The organism is Pseudomonas sp. JL23 (genome assembly GCF_056933585.1).
The window spans coordinates 267,974-292,324 of sequence record NZ_CM167795.1 but is presented as its reverse complement, the minus strand read 5'-3'; the positions used below and the strand labels follow the sequence as shown (position 1 = coordinate 292,324).

The 24,351-nt window shown below is 59.9% G+C and carries 22 protein-coding genes; 13 read left to right on the top strand and 9 right to left on the bottom strand.

Going from position 1 to position 24,351, the window contains the following annotated elements; translation table 11 throughout:
• Nucleotides 1-57 precede the first annotated feature (57 nt).
• The 4 genes from AC1Z24_RS01380 to AC1Z24_RS01365 form a co-directional block, all read right to left on the bottom strand.
• The gene (locus AC1Z24_RS01380) at nt 58-774 is read right to left on the bottom strand and encodes a PA5502 family lipoprotein (RefSeq protein WP_483744284.1); all 717 of its coding nucleotides are present in this window, start codon (nt 772-774) and stop codon (nt 58-60) included.
• A gap of 156 nt (nt 775-930) precedes the next feature.
• Complete coding sequence (gene znuB, locus AC1Z24_RS01375; protein ID WP_259101512.1) at nt 931-1,713, bottom strand: zinc ABC transporter permease subunit ZnuB; 783 nt, start codon at nt 1,711-1,713, stop codon at nt 931-933.
• Nucleotides 1,706-2,503, bottom strand: a complete 798-nt coding sequence (gene znuC / locus AC1Z24_RS01370) for a zinc ABC transporter ATP-binding protein ZnuC (protein WP_483744283.1) — start codon at nt 2,501-2,503, stop codon at nt 1,706-1,708. Before znuC ends, znuB begins: the two co-directional genes overlap by 8 nt.
• Entirely contained in the window at nt 2,503-2,985 is a 483-nt protein-coding gene (locus tag AC1Z24_RS01365) for a Fur family transcriptional regulator (protein ID WP_483744282.1), read from the bottom strand. The genes znuC and AC1Z24_RS01365 overlap by 1 nt, the downstream gene beginning before the upstream one ends.
• Before the next feature lie 67 nt (nt 2,986-3,052).
• Between AC1Z24_RS01365 and AC1Z24_RS01360 the strand changes: the two genes are divergently transcribed.
• Entirely contained in the window at nt 3,053-3,979 is a 927-nt protein-coding gene (locus tag AC1Z24_RS01360) for a zinc ABC transporter substrate-binding protein (RefSeq protein ID WP_483744281.1), read from the top strand.
• A 103-nt stretch (nt 3,980-4,082) separates the two neighbouring features.
• Here AC1Z24_RS01360 and AC1Z24_RS01355 read toward each other — a convergent pair whose 3' ends face one another.
• Nucleotides 4,083-5,033 carry a homoserine kinase gene (locus AC1Z24_RS01355; RefSeq protein WP_483744280.1) on the bottom strand — a complete coding sequence of 317 codons (951 nt, stop codon included), beginning with the start codon at nt 5,031-5,033 and terminating at the stop codon, nt 4,083-4,085.
• Nucleotides 5,034-5,069: 36 nt separating this feature from the next.
• Complete coding sequence (locus AC1Z24_RS01350) at nt 5,070-5,369, bottom strand: DUF2782 domain-containing protein (RefSeq protein WP_259101501.1); 300 nt, start codon at nt 5,367-5,369, stop codon at nt 5,070-5,072.
• A gap of 74 nt (nt 5,370-5,443) precedes the next feature.
• Between AC1Z24_RS01350 and polA the strand changes: the two genes are divergently transcribed.
• The gene (gene polA / locus AC1Z24_RS01345) at nt 5,444-8,206 is read left to right on the top strand and encodes a DNA polymerase I (protein WP_483744279.1); all 2,763 of its coding nucleotides are present in this window, start codon (nt 5,444-5,446) and stop codon (nt 8,204-8,206) included.
• 341 nt (nt 8,207-8,547) lie between these two features.
• On the opposite strand, the gene yihA is transcribed toward polA, so the two are convergent.
• Nucleotides 8,548-9,183: a ribosome biogenesis GTP-binding protein YihA/YsxC gene (yihA, locus tag AC1Z24_RS01340; RefSeq protein WP_259101497.1), complete on the bottom strand. Its 636-nt coding sequence runs from the start codon at nt 9,181-9,183 to the stop codon at nt 8,548-8,550.
• Nucleotides 9,184-9,538: 355 nt separating this feature from the next.
• Between yihA and AC1Z24_RS01335 the strand changes: the two genes are divergently transcribed.
• The 6 genes from AC1Z24_RS01335 to AC1Z24_RS01310 all read left to right on the top strand — a co-directional run bounded on the left by AC1Z24_RS01335 (nt 9,539) and on the right by AC1Z24_RS01310 (nt 16,567).
• Nucleotides 9,539-10,150, top strand: coding sequence for a c-type cytochrome (locus AC1Z24_RS01335; RefSeq protein WP_483744278.1), 612 nt, complete (start codon nt 9,539-9,541; stop codon nt 10,148-10,150).
• Between the two features lie 198 nt (nt 10,151-10,348).
• Nucleotides 10,349-10,990 (top strand): thiol:disulfide interchange protein DsbA/DsbL, encoded by a 642-nt coding sequence (locus AC1Z24_RS01330; RefSeq protein ID WP_483744277.1) that lies wholly within the window; start codon nt 10,349-10,351, stop codon nt 10,988-10,990.
• 6 nt (nt 10,991-10,996) lie between these two features.
• The gene (locus tag AC1Z24_RS01325) at nt 10,997-11,872 is read left to right on the top strand and encodes an endonuclease/exonuclease/phosphatase family protein (RefSeq protein ID WP_259101493.1); all 876 of its coding nucleotides are present in this window, start codon (nt 10,997-10,999) and stop codon (nt 11,870-11,872) included.
• Nucleotides 11,869-13,977, top strand: a complete 2,109-nt coding sequence (locus tag AC1Z24_RS01320) for a GGDEF domain-containing protein (protein WP_483744276.1) — start codon at nt 11,869-11,871, stop codon at nt 13,975-13,977. The genes AC1Z24_RS01325 and AC1Z24_RS01320 overlap by 4 nt, the downstream gene beginning before the upstream one ends.
• A gap of 93 nt (nt 13,978-14,070) precedes the next feature.
• Complete coding sequence (locus AC1Z24_RS01315; RefSeq protein ID WP_483744275.1) at nt 14,071-14,850, top strand: N-acetylmuramoyl-L-alanine amidase; 780 nt, start codon at nt 14,071-14,073, stop codon at nt 14,848-14,850.
• A gap of 97 nt (nt 14,851-14,947) precedes the next feature.
• Nucleotides 14,948-16,567 carry an EAL domain-containing protein gene (locus AC1Z24_RS01310; protein WP_483744274.1) on the top strand — a complete coding sequence of 540 codons (1,620 nt, stop codon included), beginning with the start codon at nt 14,948-14,950 and terminating at the stop codon, nt 16,565-16,567.
• 108 nt (nt 16,568-16,675) lie between these two features.
• Here the strand turns inward: AC1Z24_RS01310 and AC1Z24_RS01305 are convergent, their stop codons facing one another.
• Together AC1Z24_RS01305 and algB are read right to left on the bottom strand one after the other, a co-directional pair.
• On the bottom strand, nt 16,676-18,463 hold the full coding sequence (locus AC1Z24_RS01305) for a KinB sensor domain-containing domain (RefSeq protein WP_483744273.1): 1,788 nt from the start codon (nt 18,461-18,463) through the stop codon (nt 16,676-16,678).
• Between the two features lie 7 nt (nt 18,464-18,470).
• Nucleotides 18,471-19,817 carry a sigma-54-dependent response regulator transcription factor AlgB gene (gene algB / locus AC1Z24_RS01300; protein ID WP_483744272.1) on the bottom strand — a complete coding sequence of 449 codons (1,347 nt, stop codon included), beginning with the start codon at nt 19,815-19,817 and terminating at the stop codon, nt 18,471-18,473.
• A gap of 245 nt (nt 19,818-20,062) precedes the next feature.
• On the opposite strand from algB, the gene AC1Z24_RS01295 reads away from it, so the two are divergent.
• From AC1Z24_RS01295 to gltP, 5 genes are all read left to right on the top strand, one after another.
• Complete coding sequence (locus AC1Z24_RS01295) at nt 20,063-20,911, top strand: BON domain-containing protein (protein ID WP_483744271.1); 849 nt, start codon at nt 20,063-20,065, stop codon at nt 20,909-20,911.
• 220 nt (nt 20,912-21,131) lie between these two features.
• Nucleotides 21,132-21,425 (top strand): hypothetical protein, encoded by a 294-nt coding sequence (locus AC1Z24_RS01290; protein WP_483744270.1) that lies wholly within the window; start codon nt 21,132-21,134, stop codon nt 21,423-21,425.
• Nucleotides 21,426-21,473: 48 nt separating this feature from the next.
• The gene (locus tag AC1Z24_RS01285; protein WP_025257796.1) at nt 21,474-21,638 is read left to right on the top strand and encodes a DUF1328 domain-containing protein; all 165 of its coding nucleotides are present in this window, start codon (nt 21,474-21,476) and stop codon (nt 21,636-21,638) included.
• Nucleotides 21,639-21,640: 2 nt separating this feature from the next.
• Nucleotides 21,641-22,108, top strand: a complete 468-nt coding sequence (locus tag AC1Z24_RS01280) for an inhibitor of vertebrate lysozyme family protein (RefSeq protein ID WP_483744269.1) — start codon at nt 21,641-21,643, stop codon at nt 22,106-22,108.
• A gap of 668 nt (nt 22,109-22,776) precedes the next feature.
• Nucleotides 22,777-24,108 carry a glutamate/aspartate:proton symporter GltP gene (gltP, locus tag AC1Z24_RS01275; protein WP_483744268.1) on the top strand — a complete coding sequence of 444 codons (1,332 nt, stop codon included), beginning with the start codon at nt 22,777-22,779 and terminating at the stop codon, nt 24,106-24,108.
• Nucleotides 24,109-24,351 lie beyond the last annotated feature (243 nt).

Below are 24,351 nucleotides of genomic sequence, written 5' to 3'. Positions count from 1 at the left end.
TAACGCGATCAGCGGCGCGGGCCCTCGCGCCGGGTGCGCGAAGGCAATGACACCGGCTTACATCTGGGCGGGCTTGATCACAACCTGGGCAGGCGCGTTGCGCTCGATCTGGCGTTGCAGATGCAGCTCGAAATTCGGGTTGAGCTTGACGATGCGCTTGGCCAGCAGTGTCGACAGCCACGGGTAGTCATCAACGCGAGGCACCTGCAGCGTCACTTCACAGTTGAAGGCGACGATATCGGCGGCAATCGCGTCCAGTTGCTTGCGCAGTTGTGGCATCTGGCCGATTTTCAGCTCAACTACGCTGGTTTCGGCGGTAGGATCGATCACTTTGGCGGTGCGCTTGGCTTCAGCGGCCTTCAGTTCAGCTTCGGCCTTGTCCAACTCGGCCTTGCGCGCATGGGCGATGGCGCCGTTGACGCCACTGGTCAAGGCCGGGGCCTTGGGCATCAGGGCACGGGCACGGCTCAGGGCGGTGGCGGCGGCGTTGACATCACCTTTTTGCAGCACGATCTGGCTACGGCTCAGATAGGCTTCGGCCAACTGGCGCTGATATTGCTCCAGTCGGCTGTCATCGGGGGCTTTGGCTTGCAACGCTGCCAGTTGGTCTTCGGCAGTCGCCAGCTCCTTACTGTTAATGCTCTGCTCAAGCTGAACATAAGGATCCGGCGCCTCGACCGAAGCCGGGGCCTGTGCTTGCGGCGTGCTCTGGCAGGCGCCCAACAGTATGGAAAATGCGGCAAGCAGCAGATAACGGGATGCGAACGGCTTCATTCCTGCGATTCTCTAATTGCGCAAAAAACGAGCAAGTCTACACAAAATGACCCTGCCCCGAGAATAACTGTTCAATCTGCAAGGGCTTGATAGAGCCGTCATTGCATATTGCCGCTATTTACCTGGGCAGTATGACTCGCATTCCGGCACAAGGTTCTATCGCTTGGGTAAAAGGAAACTGAGCAAGAACAACGCGGCCGCTGACACCACTATAGACGGGCCTGCGGGGGTGTCCTTGAACCAGGACATGGCCAGGCCGAGGCAAACAGCCAGTATTCCGAGCACGCTGGCGCCTAGGGCCATTTGCTCCGGCGAACGGGCGTGACGTTGTGCCGCAGCCGCCGGGATGATCAGCAGCGAGGTAATCAGCAGTACACCGACGATTTTCATGGCGACGGCGATGACGATGGCGATCAGCAACATCAAAGTCATGCGCAGCGTTGCCACCGGCAAGCCTTCGACCCTGGCCAGCTCTTCGTGCACGGTAATGGCCAACAACGGCCGCCACAGGGCGATGATCAACACCAGTACCGCCGCGCTGCCGCCGAGAATCCAGGCCAGATCGGTGGGGCCGATGGCCAGCAGGTCGCCAAACAGATAACCCATCAGGTCGATACGCACTTCGCGCATGAAGCTCAACACGACAAGGCCGAGGGACAGCGTACTCGGTGCCAGAATCCCCAGCAGGGTGTCCGACGCCAAGGGCTGGCGTTGTTGCAGCGTCACCAACAGGATCGCCAGCAGCAGGCAGCCGACGGTTACTGCCAGGGTCGGGCTGACATCCAGCAGAAAGCCCAACGCCACGCCCAGCAGCGCGGCATGGGACAGGGTATCGCCAAAATAGGCCATGCGTCGCCAGACCACGAACGACCCCAAGGGGCCGGCCACCACAGCCAAGGCCAGGCCTGCGAGCAAGGCATAGAGTAGAAAATCAGCCATGCTTGCAGCCGTCTCCGTGAACATGGGTATGAGCATGCGCCGCAACAGGCGCGACTTCTTCAACCACACTGCCGTGCAGGTCGTGGGCATGGTCGTGATGATGGTGGTAGATGGCCAGGCTCGGCGCGTGATTACCGAACAGCTCAACGAACGCCGGATCGTGACTGACCTGCTCCGGATGGCCGGAACAGCAGACGTGACGGTTGAGGCAGACCACCTGGTCGGTCGTGCTCATGACCAAATGCAAGTCATGGGAAACCATCAGCACGCCGCAACGGTGGCGGTCGCGCAGACGGGTGATCAGGCTATACAGCTCAGCCTGTCCGGCAACATCGACACCCTGTACCGGCTCATCAAGGACCAACAGTTCGGGCTCGCGCAACAGCGCCCGGGCCAGCAGCACGCGCTGCATTTCGCCGCCGGAAATGCCTTGCACCGGGCTGTCGATGACCTTCTCGGCCCCGACCTCGACCAGCGCGGCCAGAGCAGCAGCGCGATCGACACCCGGCACCAGGCGCAGAAAGCGCAGCACCGATAACGGCAGGGTTGGATCTACGTGCAATTTTTGCGGCATGTAACCGATGCGCAGTTTCGGTTTGCGCCAGACACTGCCGGAAGTGGGCTTGAGCAGGCCAAGCACCGCCCGCACCAGGGTGGTCTTGCCCGCGCCATTGGGGCCGATCAGGGTGACGATTTCGCCGGGGCGCACGCTCAGCTGGATATTGTCCAGCACGCTCTGTCCGGCCAGCGTCACCGCAACCTGTTCAAGGCGAATCAGCGCATCGCTCATCAGGCCGCCTTGCACCCGGCGCAGACCCCGATGACTTCCACGGTTTGTCCTTCGACCTGAAAGCCGACTTCGGCGGCAGCGCAAATCACCGCCTCACTGATGGCCGCATGTTGCAGCTCGATGGCGGCATGGCACTCCCGACAGATCAGGAACTGGCCCTGATGCGCGTGGGTCGGGTGGTTGCAGCCGGTAAAGGCGTTGAGCGAGGCAATGCGGTGCACCAGGCCGTTTTCCAGGAGGAAGTCCAGGGCGCGGTAGACCGTCGGCGGCGCGGCGCGACGGCCGTCTTCTTCGCTGAGCACGGCAAGGATGTCGTAGGCACCCAGCGGCTTGTGGCTTTGCCAGACCAGTTCCAGCACGCGGCGACGCAACGCGGTCAAGCGCAGGCCTTTGCGGGCGCACAGGGCATCCGCTTCGGCGAGTGCGGAATGCACGCAGTGGGAGTGATCGTGTGGGCGACTGGCCAGGGGAGTTTTAGGCATGAGCAGCGACGCGTTTTGTGAGAGACGTTATTATGTTACCCGTTCCGGTCCTCCATGAGTGCTCTACGTGCGCCGTCTTCTTAGCCTTTTTGTCGTTTTCTCGGCCAGTTTGTTGGCCGCAGCCCCTTCCCAGGCCGATGTTCGGGTACTGACCAGCATCAAACCCTTGCAGTTGATCGCTACCGCCGTGCAGGAGGGTGTAGCGATACCCGAGGTGCTGCTGCCCCCCGGCGCATCGCCACATAACTACGCCCTGCGGCCATCCGACGTACGGCGCGTGCATGACGTCGACCTGTTCTATTGGATCGGTCCGGACATGGAGAGCTTCCTGCCTCGCGTGCTGACCGGCCGGACCCTGCCGAACGTCGCCGTGGAATCATTGCCGGGTATGCACTTGCGCCATTTCGCGGCTGATGGCGAGTCCCACGACCATGACGAAGACCCGGACGAGCACGATCATGATCACCGCCCCGGTAGCCTCGACGCGCATCTGTGGCTGTCCACGGTCAATGCTCGGGTCATCGCGCAGAAGATGGCCGACGACCTCAGCGCTATCGACGCCGCCCATGCTGAGCGCTATCAGAGCAACGCCAAGGCCTTTATCGGCCGCCTGGATGCATTGGACAGCAAGCTCAAGGCGCGGGTGGCCAAGGTCGCTGACAAGCCGTTTTTTGTGTTCCACGAAGCTTTCGATTACTTCGAAGAAGCCTATGGCCTCAAGCACGCCGGGGTATTCACCGTCGCCGCCGAAGTCCAGCCCGGCGCCCAGCACGTCGCGGCCATGCGCGCGCGCCTGACCGCTGCAGGCAAGACCTGCGTGTTCAGCGAGCCACCGCTACGCCCACGTCTGGCCGAAACCTTGACCAGCGGCTTGCCGGTCAAGCTGGCGGAACTGGATGGATTGGGCGGCTATACACCGGCTACAGCCAATGGCTATGAGCAGGTGCTGCAGAAGTTGGGGGATGATTTGGCGGGATGCCTGGAAAGTTTGTAACAGCACGCACAATCACCGAATTGAAATGAAACCCTGTGGGACCGGCTTCAGCCGGGAAGGCGTCTTCCCGGCTGAAGCCGGTCCCACAGAACGTCAGTGCGCTTCAGAGCGCAAACGGCAACGCAATCACCAAGCCCTGGCGGTGTTCCAGGCGCTTCTGCAATTCCATCGGGTCGTGAATCAGCACGTCCTGACCGGCAAAACTCTCGGCAGCGATCAAACGTGACAGCCAGAAACGCACGCAAGCGACCCGCAGCATGGTCGGCCACAGTTCGGCTTCGGCGGCGGTGAACGGTCGCAGCGCGGCATAGGCCCCGAGCATGGCCCGGGCGCGGGCGGCATCGAGCTGGCCTTCGGTGTCGGAGCACCAGTCATTCAAGGCAATCGCCACGTCGTAGAGCATCGGCCCGGAGCAGGCGTTGTAGAAGTCGATCAGCCCGGTGAGGTGGGTACCCTCGAACATGGCGTTGTCGCGAAACAGGTCGGCGTGCAGATTGGCCTTGGGCAGGGCGAGGATTCGCTCCTTGCGCGGCTCGATTTCCTCCAGGGCACTGCGCAGCAGGGCGGCCTGATCCGGCTGCAGGTGCGAGAGAAAGTTGCCGCCTTCACGCAGCATCCAGTCCAGGCCGCGATCGGTCTTGCGCTCTAAAGGCTTGTCGCGGGTCGCCAGGTGCAGGTGCCCCAACAGCTCGCCTACCTGCACGCAATGCTGAGCGTTGGCGTCCTTGATGTGCTTGCCCGGCAGGCGCGGCTGCAGCAGCGCCGGTTTGCCGGCCAATTCGCGCAGAGCGGCGCCGTCGGTGGTGCGCAGAGCGTAGGGCACCGGCAGAGCGGCGCCGTGCAGCACATCCAGCAGCTCGATGAAGAACGGCATTTCCTGCACCGGGCCGCGCTCGACCAGGGTCAGCACATACTCGCCCTGCTCCAGGCTGATGAAGTAATTGGTGTTTTCACTACCGGCGGCAATGCCTTGAAAGTCACGCAGACGGCCAAGGCCGTAAGGGGCCAGGAAAGTTTCCAGCTCGGGGCGAGTCAGGGGAGTGAACACGGACATATCAGCACTGCCAATCAAAAAAGTGAATGTGGGGCGTTACCAGCTGAAAATTTCCCACTGGGGGATCAGCATTTCCCGCGAGTCCGGGCGGGTGAAACCGGCACTGGAACCGTCAGGCGGCACCAGAAAATAAGGCTTGCCGCGCTCCGGCGTGACCTTGACCGCATACACGGCGCCGTTCTTGCGGTACTCGGTGATGCGGGTATCCGGGTCGTAATGCGCCGTGACACCTGGTTCCGCTGCCAGCGGGTCTTTTTGTGCGCCGGTCCCTGCGCAGCCCACCAACGAGGAGGACAACAACAGGATTGCCAGCAACAGGCGATTTTCTTTGCGCATGATAACCTTGTCGCTTTGTCGTCAATGGTCCGCGCATTCTAGCGCCGCACCCGCCGAAAAGGTTGATTCTGCCCATGAGCCAAGCTCCCCTCGTCCTGGTGGACGGTTCGTCCTACCTGTACCGCGCCTTCAACGCGCTGCCGCCCCTCACCACCTCCAAGGGCTTGCCGACCGGCGCGGTCAAGGGCGTGCTGAACATGCTCAAGAGCCTGCGCAAGCAATATCCCGACAGCCCTTTCGCAGTCGTCTTCGACGCCAAGGGCAAGACCTTCCGTGACGACATGTACCCCGAGTACAAGGCCAACCGCCCGAGCATGCCGGAGGAGCTGCGCGTGCAGGTCGACCTGCTGCATGCCTGCATCAAGGGCATTGGCTACCCGCTGCTGTGCGTTGAAGGCGTGGAAGCCGACGACGTGATCGGCACCCTGGCCCGCAGCAGCGCGGCAGCCTCGCGGCCAGTGATCATCTCCACAGGCGACAAGGACATGGCGCAGTTGGTCGACGATCACATTACCGTGGTCGACACCATGACCGGTAGCGTGCGTGACATCGCTGGCGTAAAGGAGAAATTTGGCGTCGGTCCTGAGCACATTATCGATTTGCTCGCCTTGATGGGCGATTCGTCGGACAACATCCCCGGTGTACCGGGCGTTGGCGAAAAAACCGCCGTCGGCCTGCTGATCGGCATCGGCGGCGGCCTGAAAAACATCTACGAAAATCTCGATGCGGTCGCCGGCCTGCCGATTCGCGGCGCGAAAACCCTGGCCCCCAAGCTGGAGCTGCATCGCGACGCCGCGTTCATGTCCTACGCCCTGGCGACGATCAAGACTGACGTGCCTTTAGCGGTGGAAATCGACGCGCTGCATTGCGCAACACCGGATCACGCCGCCCTGCTGGCGCTGTATACCGAGCTGGAGTTCAAGAGCTGGATTGCCGAGATCGAGCGTGATGCCAAGCGCGCGGGCCTGGAGGTTGCTCCGGTGCCGGTGGTCGCCAATGCCGAATCGAGCTACGAGACCGTCCTCGATCAGGCCCGCTTCGATGCGTGGCTGGAAAAGCTGCGCGGCGCCAGCCTGATTGCCTTCGATACCGAAACCACCGGCCTCGACGCCCAACAGGCGCAACTGGTGGGCCTGTCCTTCGCGGTCAAGGCCGGGGAAGCCGCCTACATCCCGCTGACCCACTCCTACATGGGCGTGCCTGAGCAACTGAATCGCGACGATGTCCTGCGCGCACTCAAGCCGCTGCTGGAGGACCCAAGTAAGGCCAAGGTCGGGCAAAACGCCAAGTTCGACATGAATATCCTCGCCAACTGCGCCATCGGTGGCGACGTGGAGTGCGGCATTGCCGTCCAGGGCGTGGCCTTCGACACCATGCTTGAATCCTATGTGCTGAACTCCGTGGCGACCCAGCACGACATGGACAGCCTGGCGATGAGGTATCTGGGGCACCAGACCACAAGCTTCACCGACATTGCCGGTAAAGGTAAGAAACAACTGACCTTCGACCAGATCGCCCTGGAACAGGCCGGGCCCTACGCCGCCGAAGATGCCGACATCACCCTGCGCCTGCATCAGGCGCTGTTTGACAAACTGCAAAAAGAACCCGGCCTGCTCAGCGTACTGACCGACATTGAGATGCCGTTGGTACCGGTATTGGCGAAAATCGAGCGCGAAGGCGCCATGATTGATCCCAAATTGCTCGGCCTGCAGAGCGTCGAACTGGGTAACAAGATGGTTGAGCTGGAGCGCGAAGCCTTCGCCATCGCCGGTGAAGAGTTCAACCTGGGTTCGCCGACGCAACTGGGCAAAATTCTCTACGAAAAACTCAATCTGCCGATTCTGGGCAAGACGCCGGGGGGCAAACCCTCCACCGCGGAAGAAGTACTGGTCAAGCTGGCCGAGGCGGATCACGAGCTGCCCAAGGTGCTGCTGCAGTACCGCACCATCAGCAAACTGAAAAGCACCTACACCGACACCCTGCCGGGGCAGATCAACCCTCGTACGGGCCGCGTGCATACGTCCTACAACCAGGCAGGCGCGGCCACCGGTCGCTTCTCGTCCAGCGAACCAAACCTGCAGAACATCCCGGTGCGTACTGCCGAAGGTCGCCGGATTCGCCAGGCATTCATCGCCAAGCCGGGCTACAAGCTGCTCGCGGCCGACTATTCGCAGATCGAACTGCGGATCATGGCCCACCTGGCCAAGGACGAAGGGCTGCTCAGCGCCTTCCGTGAAGGTCTGGACGTTCACCGGGCCACGGCTGCAGAGGTTTTTGCGGTCGAACTGGATCAGGTGACCAACGACCAGCGCCGCAGCGCCAAGGCGATCAACTTCGGCCTGATCTACGGCATGGGTGCACAGGGCCTGGCACGACAGATCGGCGTCGATGGCAAGCAGGCCAAGGCCTATATCGAGCGTTATTTCGCCCGCTACCCAGGCGTTCGCGAGTACATGGACCGGACCCGGGAAAAAGCGTCGGAGCAGGGCTACGTCGAAACCCTGTTCGGTCGTCGCCTGTATCTGCCGGAAATCAACTCCGACAAGCCAATGCAGCGCGCCGGCGCCGAACGTACGGCGATCAACGCGCCGATGCAGGGCACAGCAGCGGACATCATCAAGAAAGCCATGGTGGCGGTGAATGACTGGCTGGAAATCTCAGGCCTGGACGCCCGCGTGATCCTGCAGGTACACGATGAGCTGGTGCTGGAAGTGCGCGAGGACCTGGTCGAGCAGGTCAGCGAACAGATCCGCCCGCACATGAGCGGCGCGGCGCAATTGGATGTGCCGTTGCTGGTTGAAGTGGGCGTGGGCGATAACTGGGATGAGGCGCATTGATCGACCTCATCGCACCGTAAGCACGGGACAGGTGGGACCGGCTTTAGCCGGGAAGGCGTAGGCACGCTCGATACACTTCTACCGCGCGCCACACTGTCTTCCCGGCTAAAGCCGGTCCCACATTCTGCTCACCCGCGTTTGCCGAGCAAAAAAGAGATTTCAGGCGTTGCGGAACTTTGCAGGCAAACCCCCGGTCTGATCCTGCGATTGGCCGAAAAGCCTTTCAATGCTCCTAGTTGTGTTAAGTGTTGGCAGATATCTGGAACCCACCCTAAGGTTTCGGACTTAAACCCCGAACTTCCCCTCCCCATATGAAGTCCGGGGTTTTTTTTGCCCGCGATTTACTCGGCGGGCGCCTTGTCTTCCAGCTCCATCCAGCCTGCCAGCACCACATAAGCCTCTTCCAGGCCCATGCGCTTGGGTGCCGAGAACAGCTGGATAGTGACGGCGTCGCCCCAACCCTTGCGAATATCGGACTGCACCTTGAGCAGGGTATTTTTTGCCGCGCCATAGGTCAGCTTGTCGGCCTTGGTCAGCAGAATGTGCATCGGCATCTGACTGGCGATTGCCCAATCCAGCATCAGCAGGTCGAAGTCGGTCATCGGATGGCGGATGTCCATCATCAGAATCAAGCCCTTCAGGCTCTCGCGGCTACCCAGGTACGCCTCAAGGTGGCGCTGCCAGTGCAACTTGAGCGGAATCGGCACCTTAGCGTAGCCATAACCCGGCAGGTCGACCAGGCGGCGCTCATCATCGAGCTGAAAGAAGTTGAGCAGTTGGGTGCGGCCCGGAGTTTTGGAAGTTCGCGCAAGACTGGCGTGGGTCAGCGTGTTCAGTGCACTAGACTTACCAGCGTTGGAACGACCGGCAAACGCCACTTCGAAGCCTTCGTCGTCAGGACACTGATCGACTTTGGCGGCGCTGAGCATGAAGGTTGCCTGTTGGCACAGACCGAGGATTGGATTCTTGAGTTGCATGTGATTTCCGGTGAGGCCAGCGCCAGCAGGGGTGCGGCAAGAGGTGTCATTTCCGTTTAAGCGACGCAAGTATATAATGCCGCAGATTTTGTGTGTGTTTTGTCCCGCTCGCGGGGTAAAACCGCTCTAGCGAGAACCAATATTGCGCATTAGAACGCAATCCGCTTTCAACCTGATAAGGGTTTCGCTAGCCGTGAAGACTTTGGCGCCGTTCGCGACAGGGGATTCAAAGCGATGCCAATGCGTGGACAGTGCAGGGACAGCAGTAGTTAAGGGCTTGTGAACCATCACAAAAAAGTGAGCAAACCCGATCCCTCTACTAACTTTTCACCTTAAAGCCGATTTGGATTACCTGATGAACAAAATACTCGTGAGTCTGCTCCTGAGCCTGGGCATTTGCGGTGCGACCCAGGCTGCCGATCTGGTCGGCAACGCTGCAGCCGGACAAACCAAGGCCGCCGTGTGCGGAGCCTGTCACGGTCCGGATGGTAACAGCATGGCTCCCAACTTTCCGAAGCTGGCCGGCCAGGGCGATCGTTACCTGCTCAAGCAACTGCATGACATCAAGGACGGCAAGCGTACGGTACTGGAAATGACCGGCCTGCTGACCAACCTCAGCGATCAGGACATGGCCGATATCGCCGCTTACTTCTCGAGCCAGAAAGGCTCGGTAGGTGCCGCCGATCCGAATCTGGTCGCCAAGGGTGAAGCGCTGTTCCGCGGCGGCAAGCTGGACCAGGGCATGCCATCGTGCATCGGCTGTCACTCGCCTGACGGCGCAGGCAACTCTCCCGCCGGCTTCCCGCATCTGGGCGGTCAACATGCAGCCTATATCGCCAAGCAGCTCACTGCATTCCGCGAAGGCGAGCGCACCAACGATGGCGAAACTGTCATGCGTTCCATCGCCGCGAAGCTGAGCAACAAGGATATCGAAGCCCTGTCGCAGTACATTCAGGGCCTGCATTGATAATTAAGGGATCGTTAAGAAATCGGCTCAAATAAATAGAAATCTTTTCACATGATTTGAGTGGCTACACGGTGTTAAAAAGGGCGGCCTCGGCGGCCCTTTTTTGTGCCTGCCAGCGTTACACTAGCGAACTGATGTCTCCACGATCTGTCTATTACGGTCATTGGAAGACGACTCAAACTGTCTCAGGAGTTAAGCATGCGTAATCTGATTCTCAGCGCCGCACTGGTTGTTGCCAGCGCATTCGGTATGTCCGCCCAGGCGGCTGAGCCAGCCAATGCCGGCCAACCCTACGTGGAGCTAAAGAGCGCTGTGCCTGTCTCCGAGCCAGGCAAGATCGAAGTCGTGGAAATGTTCTGGTACGGCTGCCCGCACTGCTACGCTTTCGAGCCGACCATCAATCCATGGATCGAAAAGCTGCCGGCTGACGTTCACTTCGTCCGCATTCCAGCCATGTTCGGCGGCCCATGGGATGCCCACGGCCAACTGTTCATCACCCTGAACACCATGGGTGTAGAGAAAAAGGTTCACGCAGCGGTATTCGACGCGATTCAGAAAGGCGGCAAGCGCCTGACCGATCCAAACGACATGGCTGAATTCGTGGCCACCCAAGGCGTCGACAAAGCCAAGTTCCTCGAAACCTTCAACTCGTTCGCCGTCAAAGGCAAGATCGCGCAGTACAAGGAATTGGCCAAGAAGTACGAGATTACTGGCGTACCCACCATGATCGTCAATGGCAAGTATCGCTTCGACATCGCCTCTGCCGGCGGCCCGGAAGCGACCTTGAAACTGGCTGACGACCTTATCGCCAAAGAGCGCGCGGCGGGCGTGAAGCAGTAAGCGGCCATGCGTCGCTGGCGTAGTGAGCGTGTCGTTGGCCGACCTGATCCCAAGGTCAACGAACACCACCTGCAGGCAAGCGCACTCCCGGCTGACGGTCGGCTGCGCTTGCTCAGCTTTAATATTCAGGTGGGCATCAGCACCGAGCGCTACCAACATTACCTGACCCGCAGCTGGCAGCACCTGCTGCCGCACACAGGGCGCGCCAACAACCTGCAGAAGATCGGCAACCTGCTCAATGATTTTGATCTGGTCGCCCTGCAGGAAGTCGATGGCGGCAGCATGCGCTCTGGCTACGTCAATCAGGTCGAGCATCTGGCTCACCTCGGCGCATTCCCTTACTGGTATCAACAGCTAAACCGAAATCTCGGGCGTTTTGCCCAGCACAGCAACGGCGTGCTCAGCCGCCTGTGCCCGACCGCCCTTGAAGACCATCCGCTGCCCGGCCCAGCTGGCCGCGGTGCCATTCTTGTGCGTTTTGGTGAAGGTGCGGACGCGCTGGTCGTGGTGATGATGCACCTTGCTCTGGGGGCACGTACCCGAACCATGCAACTTGCGTATATTCGCGACATGATCAGCGATTATAAGCACCAGGTTCTCATGGGCGACATGAACACCCACGCCGTTGATCTGCTGGAACACTCGCCATTGCGCGATCTGGGGCTGCTTGCTCCGCAAGTCGAAGCGACTTTTCCCAGTTGGCGGCCGCAACGCTGCCTTGACCATATTTTGCTCAGCCCTACACTGACCCTCGAACGGGTTGCAGTGCTGGCCCAACCCATATCCGATCACCTGCCCGTAGCCGTGGAGATCCGCCTCCCCGATTCGCTGCGCAAGGACTCGCTGCCTGTGCCAGGTAACCCTGCCGGACCCCTTGCATGAGCGAAGAAGCAGAGCGCTGGAAAGAAAAATACCTCAAGGGCATCGAACAACAGGACAAGCTCGAACGGCGCTGGAATGCCCGCCTCGACCTGTTGCGTCGCGGCCTGGTGCGCAGCAGCCTGGCGGCGGAAGGCACCGACAAGGCGGTCGACCTGTGCATGAAAGAAATGCGCGAGATCGTGCGCAAGGACGATATGGACGCAGGCCTTGCCGGTCTCATTCCGCGACTGGAAAAGGCCGTACTCGACTCCGAGCAACGCCGCGAAGTGCGCGTGGGGCAAATCAGCAGCGCTCTGGCCGCACTGGTCACGCAACTGCAAACCCTGCCGCTGCCACGGGATGTCAGCAAACCACTTAAGCGCTTCGCCAAGGATCTTGAAGAGCGCGCCAGCCAGGCCCGGGAACTGCCGCTGCTGCTCAGCGAACTGAGCGGCCTGCAGGGCCGGGCGCTGACGTTTCTGGAAAAAGACGAAACCGAACGCCCCGGCCTGCTACAACGCCTGTTTGGCAGTAAGGAAGCCGGTCACGACGAGACGCAGGGAGCGCCCGCACCCGCCCCCGCCGCAGCAATCGCCAGCGCACCTCAGGCTACGCAGCATAGCGGTGATGACGACGAGGATGATGACGTAGCAACTGTGGCGCCCATCCCCGCAGCGCCAGCAGCAGTGGCAAAACCCGCAGCACCTGTCGCGGCTACTGCCGTTACAGAGGCTGCTCCTGCCGCAGCGGTGATGGCTGCACAGGCTGCAGCCCCGACTCCGCAACCGATAGCCGCAGTCGAGCCTGTACCGGTCAAGGCTCAGGACGAACTCGTAGCCGCCCCCGAGCCCGCGACACCGGGCACACCTGTCGCGGCTCCACTCGCCACTCAACACGAAACTCAAGCGGTCGCCCCTGTCGTCGATCCGGCGCTGGAGTTCCTGCTGGCCCCTACCCCGGCCGTGGAATTCGACTATCGGCCCGAGACAGCAGCCGAGGACGAGAGCGAAGAAAGCGGCGAAGCAGGCGAAGAGACCGAAGGCGAAGGTGAATTCGCCCTGCCGTCCTCCCCCGAGCCCAGCTACAGCTCGGTCGCCGCCCATATCGAAGAAACCCTGTTGGGCCTGCTCAACGACCTGGTTCTGCCCGAACACCATCGCCCCCAGGCCGAAGCGATGCGTCTGCGCCTGGAACATGGGCTTAACTGGTACGAATTGCTGCCGATCCTCGACGATCTTGCAGTCTTGATGCTGGCAATCACCGACGGTGGTCAGCACGAATTTGAAATTTATCTGCAACAGCTCAACGAGCGCCTGGAGTCATTTCAGAGCAACCTGCAAGCAGCCAGCGAAGACCACGCCGACCACCACGCGACTTCACGTCAGTACGACAGCCAGTTGCGCGAACAGGTGGGTGGCTTGCAGACCAGCGTTCAGGGCGCGGCAGACTTGCCGACTCTCAAGCACATCCTGGAAAGCCGCCTGGAAACCCTGATCGGCACCATGGACCACCACCAGCAGCAACGCGATGCCCGCGAGCAGGAAGTGGCGGCCAAGCTGCAAGGGTTGTCTGCACGGGTGGCGACCATGGAACAGGAAGCCCTGGGTTTCCGCAGCCACCTGGAAGAACAGCGGCAAAAAGCCCTGATCGACCCGCTGACCAACCTGCCCAACCGCGCGGCCTGGGGCGAACGTCTGGAGCAGGAAACCGACCGCTGGCAGAAGAACAAAAGCAGCCTGCTGATGTGCATCTTCGATCTGGACCATTTCAAGCGCATCAACGATGGCTACGGCCATCTGGCTGGCGACAAGGTCCTGAAGATCATCGCCAGCCAACTCAAACAACGCCTGCGCTCGGAGGATTTCATCGCACGCTTCGGCGGCGAAGAATTCGTCATGCTGCTGCCCAACACCACGGTCGGCACCGGCCTTGTCCACCTGGAAAAGCTGCGCGCGGCCGTGGAAGCCTGCCCGTTCCACTTCAAGAGCGAGCCGGTGACCATTACTGTCTCGATCGGCGTAACCGCGCTGCGTCAGGGCGAGCGCACCGATGTGGCGCTCAAGCGCGCGGATCAGGCCTTGTACCGCGCCAAGGAAAGCGGCCGCAATCGCGTCGAGCAGGGTTAATAGCCTGACACACTGCCGCTACAGTCAATATGCAACCTTGGCACAGCATTACGTTATGCTATTGCATTTCCTGCCAGCCAGGCCCGGTGCGTCATGAAACTGCTGCTTTCTCTGTTGTTTTTCGTTTTGCTGACCTCCTGTGTCACCGCCAACCGGTATGACACCAGTCACCTGACGCCCACCAATCATGACAACCGCGTGCAATACGTCATCGTCCACTACACCTCCGCCTCGCTGGAACGCTCCCTTGAGTTACTGACTCGCGGCGAGGTCAGCAGCCATTACCTGATCGGCGATTCTCCGGCGACTATCTACAAGCTGGTCGATGAAAACGACCGCGCCTGGCACGCCGGGGAAAGCGAGTGGGAAGGCCGCACCTGGCTCAATTCCAGCTCCATCGGCATCGAGATCGTCAACCCTGGCTACACTGACTCGCCGACCGGGCGCGTCTGGTACCCGTACAATGAAGATCAGGTACAGGCACTGATTGTGCTGCTAAAAGATGTGATCGCACGCAATCATATCGATCCACGTCATGTCCTGGGCCATAGCGACATCGCGCCTTTACGCAAGCTCGATCCTGGTCCGATGTTCCCGTGGAAACGCCTGGCTCAGGAAGGCATCGGCATCTGGCCCAATGAAGCCGAGGTCGCTCGACGCCAAGCCATGATGATTGAAGAAATCCCCAGCCCGGCCTGGTTCCAGCAGCAACTGGCGCGTCTTGGCTATGCAACCCCGCAAACCGGCGAGTGGGACGTGGCCAGCCGCCATGTACTGGCCGCCTTCCAGATGCATTACCGTCCCGAGCGCTTTGATGGCGAGGCCGACGTGCAAAGCGCAGCGATTCTGCAGGTCCTCAATAAAAGCGAGTAACGGCGGGTAGTTATCTTTATCAGTGCCGTTCGCCGCATAAGCGTGCTTTTTTTCTGACGCTTGCTATACCTGATGGGTATCTACCGAGATCCCCGCAATGTTCAATGCTGCAAGCCTGCGAATCCTGCTCTGCCGCCCTTTGCCGCTGGCCCTCTCCGCAGCACTGCTCAGTGCCGTGCTGCTGTTGTGCGGCAGTGCCGGGCTGGCGGTGCATCAGGCCAGGCAGAACGAGAGCGAGCAGATGAATGCCCAGGGCTCGCGCTTCCTGATCCGTCTTGAGCAGTTGTTCGCTCAATTGCGTGCAGGGCTCGACCAACTGGAGGCGCAACCCTTGCGCCAATGCACACCGCAACTGGTCGAGCGCCTGCGCCAGGTAATTTCCAGTTATCGATTTATCTACGAAGCAGCGTACGTGGGCGACGGTCAGGTTTGTTCCAGTTGGTCGCGACCCAGCATGCTGGCGCCGCCAAGGGCGCCGGACATTCGCGGGCCTGCTTATGATTACTGGCTCAACACGTCAGCCCAGCCGGATGACAATCTCGCCGCCCTGGTGTTGGGTCGCGGGGACTTCCGGGTCTCTACGTCCCGCGGCCACCTGACCGATGTCGTCGACCTGCCCGCGCAAGCCAGTCTGTTGGTGGTGCTCAATAACGGCCTGAAGGCCATACCGGCACTTGGAGCGGATCAGCCTTGGCCGCCGACCCCGGATTGGTCCAACACCAGCTCCCAGACCCTGATCAGTACCGGCACGCAGCTGATTTACCGCATGCCGACGCAAAGCCCCGAATATCAACTGGTGGTCATCGCCCCGCGCAGCAGCCTGCAGCAAAACATCACTGCCGCCTGGTGGCTGCTGGTGCCGGTCAGCCTGCTGATAGCATTATGCATCGGCGCATTGGTGCTACAACTGGCCCGGCAGCGCCGCTCCCTCGGCGGCGAGCTGCATGGCGCTGTGCGCCGTGGCGAACTGCAGGTGTTATATCAGCCGATATTCGACCTCGACAGCCGCCTGTGCGTCGGCGCTGAAGCATTGGTGCGCTGGCGGCGCCCGGACGGCACCCTGACCAGCCCCGATCTGTTCATCCCGCTGGCGGAAAACACCGGACAGATTCGCCAGATCACCGACTTCGTCCTGCAACAGACCCTGGAACAACTGGGGCCATTGCTACGGGCCAATCCACGGCTGTATATCTCGGTCAATCTGGCGGCCTGCGACGTCATGGCCCCACGCATCGGCCGGGTCACGGCGCGCCTGCTGGCCCTGCATAAAGTTGCGCCGCAGCAGATCGCCTTTGAAGTGACCGAACGCGGATTGATCGATGTGGTAGTGGCGCGCAACCACCTGCAAACCCTGCGTGATCGCGGCCACCAAGTGCTGATCGACGATTTTGGCACCGGTTATTGCAGCCTGGCCTATCTCCAGACCCTGCCGGTGGATTGTCTGAAAATCGACAAGGCATTCATCGACGCCCTGGGCCACGACGCGGCCAGCAGCGGGGTCGCCCCTCACATCATCCGCATGGCCCACGCCCTGCAACTGCGTGTGATCGCCGAGGGCATAGAGTTTGAGGCGCAAGCAACCCTACTAAGGAGCGAAGGCGTGCTCTACGGCCAGGGCTGGCTGTTCGCCCGACCGCTGAGTGCAGGTCAATTCAGGGAATTGGTGACAGGCGGACGGCGCAGACAGAAGGGACGGCGCACGGATGATGTGGCGTGATATCTGAGAATGCAGGAGTTCTGCAGGAGCTGCCGAAGGCTGCGAAAGCGCTATATCAGACAAAGCCGTTCGCAGCCTTCGGCATCTCCTACAAAGGTTACAACCCAATCAAACCGGCAACGCCATATAGAACTGCGTCCCTTGCCCCGGCCGTGAATAAACACCCATGCGCCCGCCATGCAACTGGACAATCTCCTTGCACAGCGCCAACCCAAGACCCGCGCCGCCTTTCTTGCGGCCGACCTGAACGAACGGCTCGAAGATCCGACCCTGCTGCCCGTAGGCAATACCCTCACCGTTATCTTCGACACCGATGATCAGCCGCTCGGCGTGCCGCCGGGCCTGCAGACGGATCAGGCCGTTGTCGGGCGTGTGGCGCAGGGCGTTGTCGAGCAGGTTTTCCAACACCCGATCCAGCTGCGCGCGGTCGGCATGCAGATGCGGCAGGGTGCCCTGCATCTCCACCATCAGCACTATTCCGCGCTCCTGGGCCTGGACTTCATAGCGGTCACGCGTGTGCTCAAGCAGTTCGTCGACGGCGACCGCACCAAGGCTGAGTTTTTGCAGGCCATTCTGATAGCGAGAGAAGTTCAGCAGGTCGTTGATCAACTGCATCAGGCGCTGCATTTCTTCGTTGACCGTGGTCAACAGGTCGGTTTCCCGGGATTCGGCAGGGAAATGCAGACGCTCCTGCAACAGTCCGAAAGCCATGTGCATGCCGGTCACCGGGGTACGCAACTCATGGGAAGCGCGCAGGACAAACTCACTGCGCACCCGCTCGAAGGCACGCTGCTCGGTGACATCGTGCAGAACCATCACCGCACCGAGAATATGCCCCTTGGTGTGGCTGACCGGAGTCAGACTGTAGGTCAGCAGGCGTATCTCACCATCCACTTCGACGCTCAAGTCTTCGGGCGCTTGATCCGGCGTACCACCGCGCAGGGTCAAGTACAGCTGCTCGTCCATTTCCGGACGCTCCAGCGCCTCACCAAGCCCCTGCCCGAGCCGCCCCTCGTCCCAACCCAGTTGCCGTTGAGCCACAGGATTAAGGTGCTCCAGGCGCCCTTGGCGATCGATGATCAGAAGACCGTCGTCGATACTGTCGAGCACTGCCTGCAAGCGTTGCTGACCGGCCAGCAGCTCGTCGACGTTGGTCGCCTGATGCTGGCGCAAGGCTTCGGCCATGATGCCAAAACGGCGGGTCAACTGGTTCATCTCTGCCGCCGACGAAATCGGTAGTGTCACTTCGAAATTACCCTGGCCGATATTGTCCGCAGCCTTGGCCAGCGCCTCGATGGGCGCGCCGAAGCGTCGGGCGATGCCGTGAGCCGTGATGAAACCGATGCCCAATACTGCGATACCAACCAACCCCAGCAGCCCCGCAATCCACAGCGCGCGCTGGCGCGAATCACTCTCGGCCTCGCTGATGCTGTCCAGAGCGAGCTTGTGCGAAGCCAGCAGTGAAGTGCGCAAGGCATTGAAACTGGAGCTCAGCGCCGAGTTGTCGCGCAGGCTGCGCGAGCCGCCATCAGACTGCTCGTAGGTGTCGATAAAGCTCTTGTAAGCCTGGGAAACGTCGCCGAAACCGGTGCGAAGATGGTTCTCGCGCTCGTACTCAGTCGCGCCGCTTAACAACTCGCTGAATTGCGCCTGCGTGCTCTTCAGGGCAGCACTATCCGGCCTGCCCTTGAGCATGATCACCAGTTGATCACCCAGGTTTTGCCGCAGTTTGAGCCCCATGTCGAGGGTTTCAAAACTGTGCTGAATCAATGCTTCCTGGGTCTTGGCCATTTGCACGACACTGACCAACCCAAGCAGCAACCCCAGCAAAGCGACGGTAATTAGCGCCGAAATACTCAGAAATAGTCGGGTTCGCAACTTCATCGCCAGTTTCATGGGCGGGTCACAGGTTGTACTGCTTGCGTTTGCGGTACAGCGTGGAGGCATCAATGCCCAGGGTCTTGGCTGCCTGATCCAGAGTGTCGCTGGTGGCAAGCACGGCGCCGATATGGGCCTTTTCCAACTCATCAAGACTTAATGCGGCGCCGACACGCGGGGCGTTGTTGGTCGGCTGCTCACCCATCCCAAGATGGCTGACTTCCACACGCTCCTGCCCGCAGATGATGCTGGCGCGCTCGATCACGTTGCGCAGCTCACGGATATTGCCGGGCCAGCGATAGTTGAGCAGCGCTGCCTGGGCCTCTTCACTGAAACCGCGGGCCGGTCGCACGTAATCCTTGACGAAACGGGCGAGAAAACGATCGGCCAGAGTCAGGATGTCTTCGCTGCGCTCGCGCAATGGCGGCAGGTTTAGGGTGATGACGTTCAGGCGATACAGCAGGTCTTCGCGGAAACGACCGCTGCGTACCATGTCCTCCAGATTGAGGTTGGTGGCTGCCAGGATCCTCACGTCAGCGCGGCGGGTGACCGGATCGCCCACGCGCTCGTATTCCTTGTCCTGAATGAAACGCAGCAACTTGGGTTGCAACGTCAGCGGAAAATCGCCGATCTCGTCAAGAAATAACGTACCGCCATCTGCCTGATTGACCCGGCCGAGCGTGCTCTCGCTGGCGCCGGTGAAGGCGCCGCGACTATGACCGAACAGTTCGCTTTCCATCAGTTCGGCGGTCAGCGACGGGCAGTTGATCGTTACGCAGGACTTCTTGGCGCGCTTGCTCCAGCCGTGAATGGCCCGGGCCAGCTCGCCCTTGCCGGTACCGGACTCGCCGAGAATAAGGATGTTGGCATCGGTATTGGCCACCTGACGCGCGGTTTCCAGTACAGCCATCATCGACGGGCTATGGGAGTCCAGACCGTCCTTGGGCTTGCGCACTTCGCCTTCCAAGGCTTCCAGGCGCGCCGACAGTTGTCGTACTTCGAGCTGTTTGGCCGTGGCCAGACGCAATTGATCCGGGCTGCAGGGCTTGACCAGATAATCGGCAGCGCCGGCCTGAATAGCGTCCACCGCCGTATCCACTGCCGAGTGCGCGGTCACTATGACTACCCGCATCCATGGCGCCTGAATGCGCATTTGTGCCAGTACCTCAAGGCCGTTGTCTTCGCCAAGACGCAGGTCCAGGAAGCACAGGTCGAACACTTGGCGCTGCAATAGCGACTCGGCCTGGGCCGCGCTATTGGCGGTTGCGACGGTGTAGCCCTCGTCTTCAAGGCAATAGCGGAACGTTCGAAGGATCGCGGATTCGTCATCCACAAGCAGAATACGGCCCTGAATGTCAGTGGCTTCTTCCATTTTTCCTACGCTCCTAAGTAAATGATCTTCGTTAGTCAGGGAATAATCGTGCAAGTTGCATGGCGAATTCTGATTGATTATGCGGGCTGCATGGTATCTATCTGCCAAGATTTAATTTAACCGACTGAATTTAAAAGGTATTTATCCGACTATCAGGGCTGGCACATGGCTTGCGAGGTTCATAGGCTTGTCTAAACACATGACAAACCTGAAAACCCACGCATCGCCATCAATGGAGACGTGCCATGCCCCCGCTGAAAAAGCTCGCCCTGGCCACCGCCACCACCCTCGCCCTGGGCCTTGCCCCGTTCATGGCCAGCGCCGCACAAAGCGATCTGCCCACTCAATTGGCCGAAGCCCGTCAAGAAGGTTCAATCTGGACGGCCTTCGCCCTCAACCGACACCTGAGCCCATTCAAGATCGACGTGCATGTCGAACAGGGCACGGCGTTGCTCAAGGGTAAAGTAGAGAATCAGGTCGACCGGGAACTGGCCGAACGCATTGCCATGGATACCCAAGGCATTCAAAAGGTCGATAACCAGCTGGAAATCGACGCCAACGTCGCCGCCGAGCCGGGCACCAAAGCCAATATGGCCCAGCGCTTTGAGGATGCGACCCTCACCGCCACGGTGAAATCCAAACTGCTATGGAACAGCGTGACTGAAGCGCTGAATATCGACGTCGATAGCGAGGCCGGCGTGGTCACCCTCAAGGGCCGCGCGACCAGCCCCGAAGGCAAGGATTTGGCCGGCAGCCTGGCGAGCAATACCGATGGCGTGACCAGCGTGAACAACCTGATCAGCATCAGCGCCGCCGACTCCATCGCCTCGCGCACAGAACCCCAGGCCAGCAATCCCGCCGAGCAGCTGAGCGATGCATGGATCACCAGCAAGGTGAAATCCAGCCTGATTTATAGCCGCAATCTGGACGGTTTGAATATCAAGGTCGAGACCAAGGACGGTCTGGTCACCCTCAACGGGGTGGTCGCCAATTTCGCCGAAAAGGAACTGGCAGTGGAAATTACCCGCAACATCCGTGGGGTCAAAGGCGTGAATGCAGATGCGCTCAAGGTGATGGCACGCAGTACGGGCTGACCCGAGTTCCTGCGAGTGATCATGCAAAACGCACGACGCTAAATGTTTAATCGTGCAGGATGCTCGCAGGAAGATTCCCACATCAATTGCAATTTATTGATTTTATTGAGTTTTTTATTTAAAAAAAGCTGGCATGCAGGCTGCAATATCTCCTTCAAGCAAGGCCGGGACGTATCGGCCACGACAAGATTGAATGCCACCCAGGTGGAAGGAGCTTCGGATGAACAGCCTGCACTTTGCCAAATCAAAGGTTTCCCCAGCGCACATTCAGCAAGGCCTGTTTTTGAGCTTGGCGTTGTTGGTGACCTTGATCGTGGTTCAGCAGTTCGTTCATTGGACCTCCGTCGATCAAAACCCTGCGGTCAACCGCATTTCCATGATTCATCACACCCCTTTCACCGCAGCGACCGCGCCTGTTACCAAGGAAGCGGCACTGAGCTTCACGTCTGTAGAAAACCAGGCGGCTGCCAAAGAAGTGGGTGAAATGCCGCAACGTCAAAGCTGGATCTTCTGATCCCTCTGTTGCTTACCTGATTTAAAACGCAAAGAAAGGAGATTCACCATGTTGAGTTGGGCTATCACGTTTCTGATCATCGCCATTGTCGCTGCCGTACTGGGCTTCGGTGGTATCGCAGGTACTGCAACCGGTATCGCGAAGATCCTGTTCATCGTGTTCCTGGTGATGTTCGTAGTGTCGTTCTTCTTCGGTCGTCGCGGTCGAGGCTGAACATGCTGACTCGTTGGCAGTCACTGGTCGCCGCCCTGCTAATGGGCGGCAGCGCCAGCATCCTGGCAGGCAATGACGGGCAATTTCGGGTTAACGAGTTACTGCACGCTGGCCCCGAATACCGTGAAACGTGGACGGGCCTGGTCAAACGCGAGGAACGTTTACCCGATTGGGTGATCAATCTCTCCGGCGCCAGTACCGAGCAAATGTCTGCAGTGACCGAAAAAGGTAAGAAATACCTGGTCGGGCCACTGTGCGAAACAGCAGATAGCTGCCGAAACAAACGCCTGATCGTGGCGTTCACTTTTAACAAAAAGGACGCCTATGCGATGTTGGTGGAGGTGCCTGCTGGCTTGCCGGCGGACAAATCACCGACGCGCCATGACACCGTCCGCTATCTGGGCAAACCCGATGAGGGCATGCAGGCTCTGTTGCAAGAAGAGCTGCGCAAAGACCCGAACTGGTACTGAATCACGACGAGAGCACGACACTGTGCTCTCCGAACGCTGCGCCACCCGAGGACGGTGCGCGCATGACCAAGGGGCCGGGATGCGCTGATGAGGTTGATCGGCGTGACCTAGGGGCACAGGGAGTGCCTCCGATGAGGGCCGGGTCAGGTGAGGCGACAGGACCGGTTTCAACAGGAAGGACGTCAGCGACCTCCTCCCTGCCAAGCCGGTCCTGCTCGACCTATAAATTGTCAATCCCTTGAGCCGACCTGAAATAAATCAGCCACTTATCGAGAATTTTCGTCCTCGCGCCTTGCCGCTGATGTGACGTTCTTTATTTGAAACACATCTCTTGTTGCCCTCCCTTGCCGCGCTACAGGCGACGTTTTAGCAAGCCTGAAGCCCGATAGCGGCATTTCGTCACGCCCTCCTTCCAGTCGCCTGCGGCTTTATCCGCCCCCAAGCGTTATGCCGATTCGGCATGGGGTAGTCATTTACGGCATTAGACGCACCCCTCCTGCATCGGAATAGTTGCGCCTTTTTTCGCCTGCTACAGAGCTGGGACGCTCGTTTGCAGTGATCTTCAGGGTATTTCTGGATCCATTTCGGCGTTAAAAGCCAATGCCTGAAAACGGCACGGTAAATGTCGGTTTCAGAAGCCCTGGCCACTTGAAAACAAGGGTAACGATATGAAGAAGGCAAAACTGAGCCTCGCCTGGCAAATCGTCATTGGCCTGGTACTGGGCGTCGCGCTGGGGGCGCTGCTCAACCACTTCAGCGCCGAGAAGGCCTGGTGGATCAGCAACATTCTGCAACCGGCAGGCGATATCTTCATTCGCCTGATCAAGATGATCGTCATCCCGATTGTCGTCTCGTCGCTGATCGTGGGGATCGCCGGAGTTGGCGATGCCAAGAAGCTTGGGCGCATCGGCCTTAAAACCATTATCTATTTCGAAATCGTCACCACCGTCGCCATCATCGTCGGCTTGGTGCTGGCCAATCTGTTCCACCCGGGTAGCGGCATCGACATGAGCACCCTGGGTACTGTGGATATCTCCCAGTACCAGAAGACCACTGCCGAAGTTCAGCATGATCACGCCTTTATCGCGACCATTCTCAACCTGATCCCGTCGAATATCTTCGCAGCGGTTGCCCGTGGCGACATGCTGCCGATCATTTTCTTCTCGGTGCTGTTCGGCATGGGCCTGTCGGCTCTGCAAAACGACGTGCGCGAGCCTCTGGTCAAGGTGTTCCAGGGCGTTTCGGAAACCATGTTCAAGGTCACTCACATGATCATGAACTACGCCCCGATCGGCGTATTCGCCCTGATCGCCGTGACCGTCGCCAACTTCGGTTTTGCCTCGCTGCTGCCGCTGGCCAAGCTGGTGATCCTGGTTTACGTCGCGATTGCCTTCTTCGCCTTCGTGGTCCTGGGCCTGATTGCTCGCCTGTTCGGCTTCTCAGTGATCAAGCTGATGCGCATCTTCAAGGATGAGCTGGTACTGGCCTACTCCACCGCCAGCTCCGAAACCGTGCTGCCACGGGTCATCGAGAAGATGGAAGCCTACGGCGCGCCGAAAGCCATCTGCAGCTTCGTGGTGCCGACCGGCTACTCGTTCAACCTCGACGGCTCGACTCTGTATCAGAGCATCGCCGCCATCTTTATCGCTCAGCTGTATGGCATTGACCTGTCGGTCGGCGCTCAGATCATGCTGGTGCTGACCCTGATGGTCACCTCCAAGGGTATTGCCGGTGTGCCGGGCGTGTCCTTCGTGGTCCTGCTCGCGACCTTGGGCAGCGCTGGCATCCCGCTGGAAGGCCTGGCCTTTATTGCTGGCGTCGACCGCATCATGGACATGGCCCGCACCGCGCTGAACGTAATCGGCAACGCCTTGGCCGTATTGGTTATCGCGCGCTGGGAAGGCATGTACGACGATGCCAAGGGCCAGCGCTATTGGAACTCCCTGCCGCACTGGCGTAGCAAGGAAGCTGTTCCGGCAGGCCGCCCCGCCGCCGAATAACCCCGGCGACGCAGCACACACAAACCCCGACATCTTCGGGGTTTGTTGTTTGCGGGGTGCCACCGCTATCATCGCCGCGTCACATAAAAATCCCACTCGGTGTGGGGGTTGTTGTGGGACCGGCTTTAGCCGGGAAGAAGGGTTACCAGACGATGGAAGAGTATCGGCTGGACCGACGCTTTCCCGGCTAAAGCCGGTCCCACAACGTGTTTTTATCAGTAGTTTTCAGTTGAAGGATCCGCC

What these genes read in the sequence shown, in the direction of transcription:
- AC1Z24_RS01355 (WP_483744280.1), bottom strand. Translation starts at nt 5,033, where the DNA reads ATGTCCGTGTTCACTCCCCTGACTCGCCCCGAGCTGGAAACTTTCCTG.
- AC1Z24_RS01325 (WP_259101493.1), top strand. Translation starts at nt 10,997, where the DNA reads ATGCGTCGCTGGCGTAGTGAGCGTGTCGTTGGCCGACCTGATCCCAAG.
- AC1Z24_RS01335 (WP_483744278.1), top strand. Translation starts at nt 9,539, where the DNA reads ATGAACAAAATACTCGTGAGTCTGCTCCTGAGCCTGGGCATTTGCGGT.
- polA (WP_483744279.1), top strand. Translation starts at nt 5,444, where the DNA reads ATGAGCCAAGCTCCCCTCGTCCTGGTGGACGGTTCGTCCTACCTGTAC.
- AC1Z24_RS01320 (WP_483744276.1), top strand. Translation starts at nt 11,869, where the DNA reads ATGAGCGAAGAAGCAGAGCGCTGGAAAGAAAAATACCTCAAGGGCATC.
- znuB (WP_259101512.1), bottom strand. Translation starts at nt 1,713, where the DNA reads ATGGCTGATTTTCTACTCTATGCCTTGCTCGCAGGCCTGGCCTTGGCT.
- AC1Z24_RS01315 (WP_483744275.1), top strand. Translation starts at nt 14,071, where the DNA reads ATGAAACTGCTGCTTTCTCTGTTGTTTTTCGTTTTGCTGACCTCCTGT.
- AC1Z24_RS01290 (WP_483744270.1), top strand. Translation starts at nt 21,132, where the DNA reads ATGAACAGCCTGCACTTTGCCAAATCAAAGGTTTCCCCAGCGCACATT.
- AC1Z24_RS01305 (WP_483744273.1), bottom strand. Translation starts at nt 18,463, where the DNA reads ATGAAACTGGCGATGAAGTTGCGAACCCGACTATTTCTGAGTATTTCG.
- algB (WP_483744272.1), bottom strand. Translation starts at nt 19,817, where the DNA reads ATGGAAGAAGCCACTGACATTCAGGGCCGTATTCTGCTTGTGGATGAC.
- yihA (WP_259101497.1), bottom strand. Translation starts at nt 9,183, where the DNA reads ATGCAACTCAAGAATCCAATCCTCGGTCTGTGCCAACAGGCAACCTTC.
- AC1Z24_RS01295 (WP_483744271.1), top strand. Translation starts at nt 20,063, where the DNA reads ATGCCCCCGCTGAAAAAGCTCGCCCTGGCCACCGCCACCACCCTCGCC.
- AC1Z24_RS01365 (WP_483744282.1), bottom strand. Translation starts at nt 2,985, where the DNA reads ATGCCTAAAACTCCCCTGGCCAGTCGCCCACACGATCACTCCCACTGC.
- AC1Z24_RS01280 (WP_483744269.1), top strand. Translation starts at nt 21,641, where the DNA reads ATGCTGACTCGTTGGCAGTCACTGGTCGCCGCCCTGCTAATGGGCGGC.
- AC1Z24_RS01310 (WP_483744274.1), top strand. Translation starts at nt 14,948, where the DNA reads ATGTTCAATGCTGCAAGCCTGCGAATCCTGCTCTGCCGCCCTTTGCCG.
- AC1Z24_RS01350 (WP_259101501.1), bottom strand. Translation starts at nt 5,369, where the DNA reads ATGCGCAAAGAAAATCGCCTGTTGCTGGCAATCCTGTTGTTGTCCTCC.
- AC1Z24_RS01285 (WP_025257796.1), top strand. Translation starts at nt 21,474, where the DNA reads ATGTTGAGTTGGGCTATCACGTTTCTGATCATCGCCATTGTCGCTGCC.
- znuC (WP_483744283.1), bottom strand. Translation starts at nt 2,503, where the DNA reads ATGAGCGATGCGCTGATTCGCCTTGAACAGGTTGCGGTGACGCTGGCC.
- AC1Z24_RS01330 (WP_483744277.1), top strand. Translation starts at nt 10,349, where the DNA reads ATGCGTAATCTGATTCTCAGCGCCGCACTGGTTGTTGCCAGCGCATTC.
- gltP (WP_483744268.1), top strand. Translation starts at nt 22,777, where the DNA reads ATGAAGAAGGCAAAACTGAGCCTCGCCTGGCAAATCGTCATTGGCCTG.
- AC1Z24_RS01380 (WP_483744284.1), bottom strand. Translation starts at nt 774, where the DNA reads ATGAAGCCGTTCGCATCCCGTTATCTGCTGCTTGCCGCATTTTCCATA.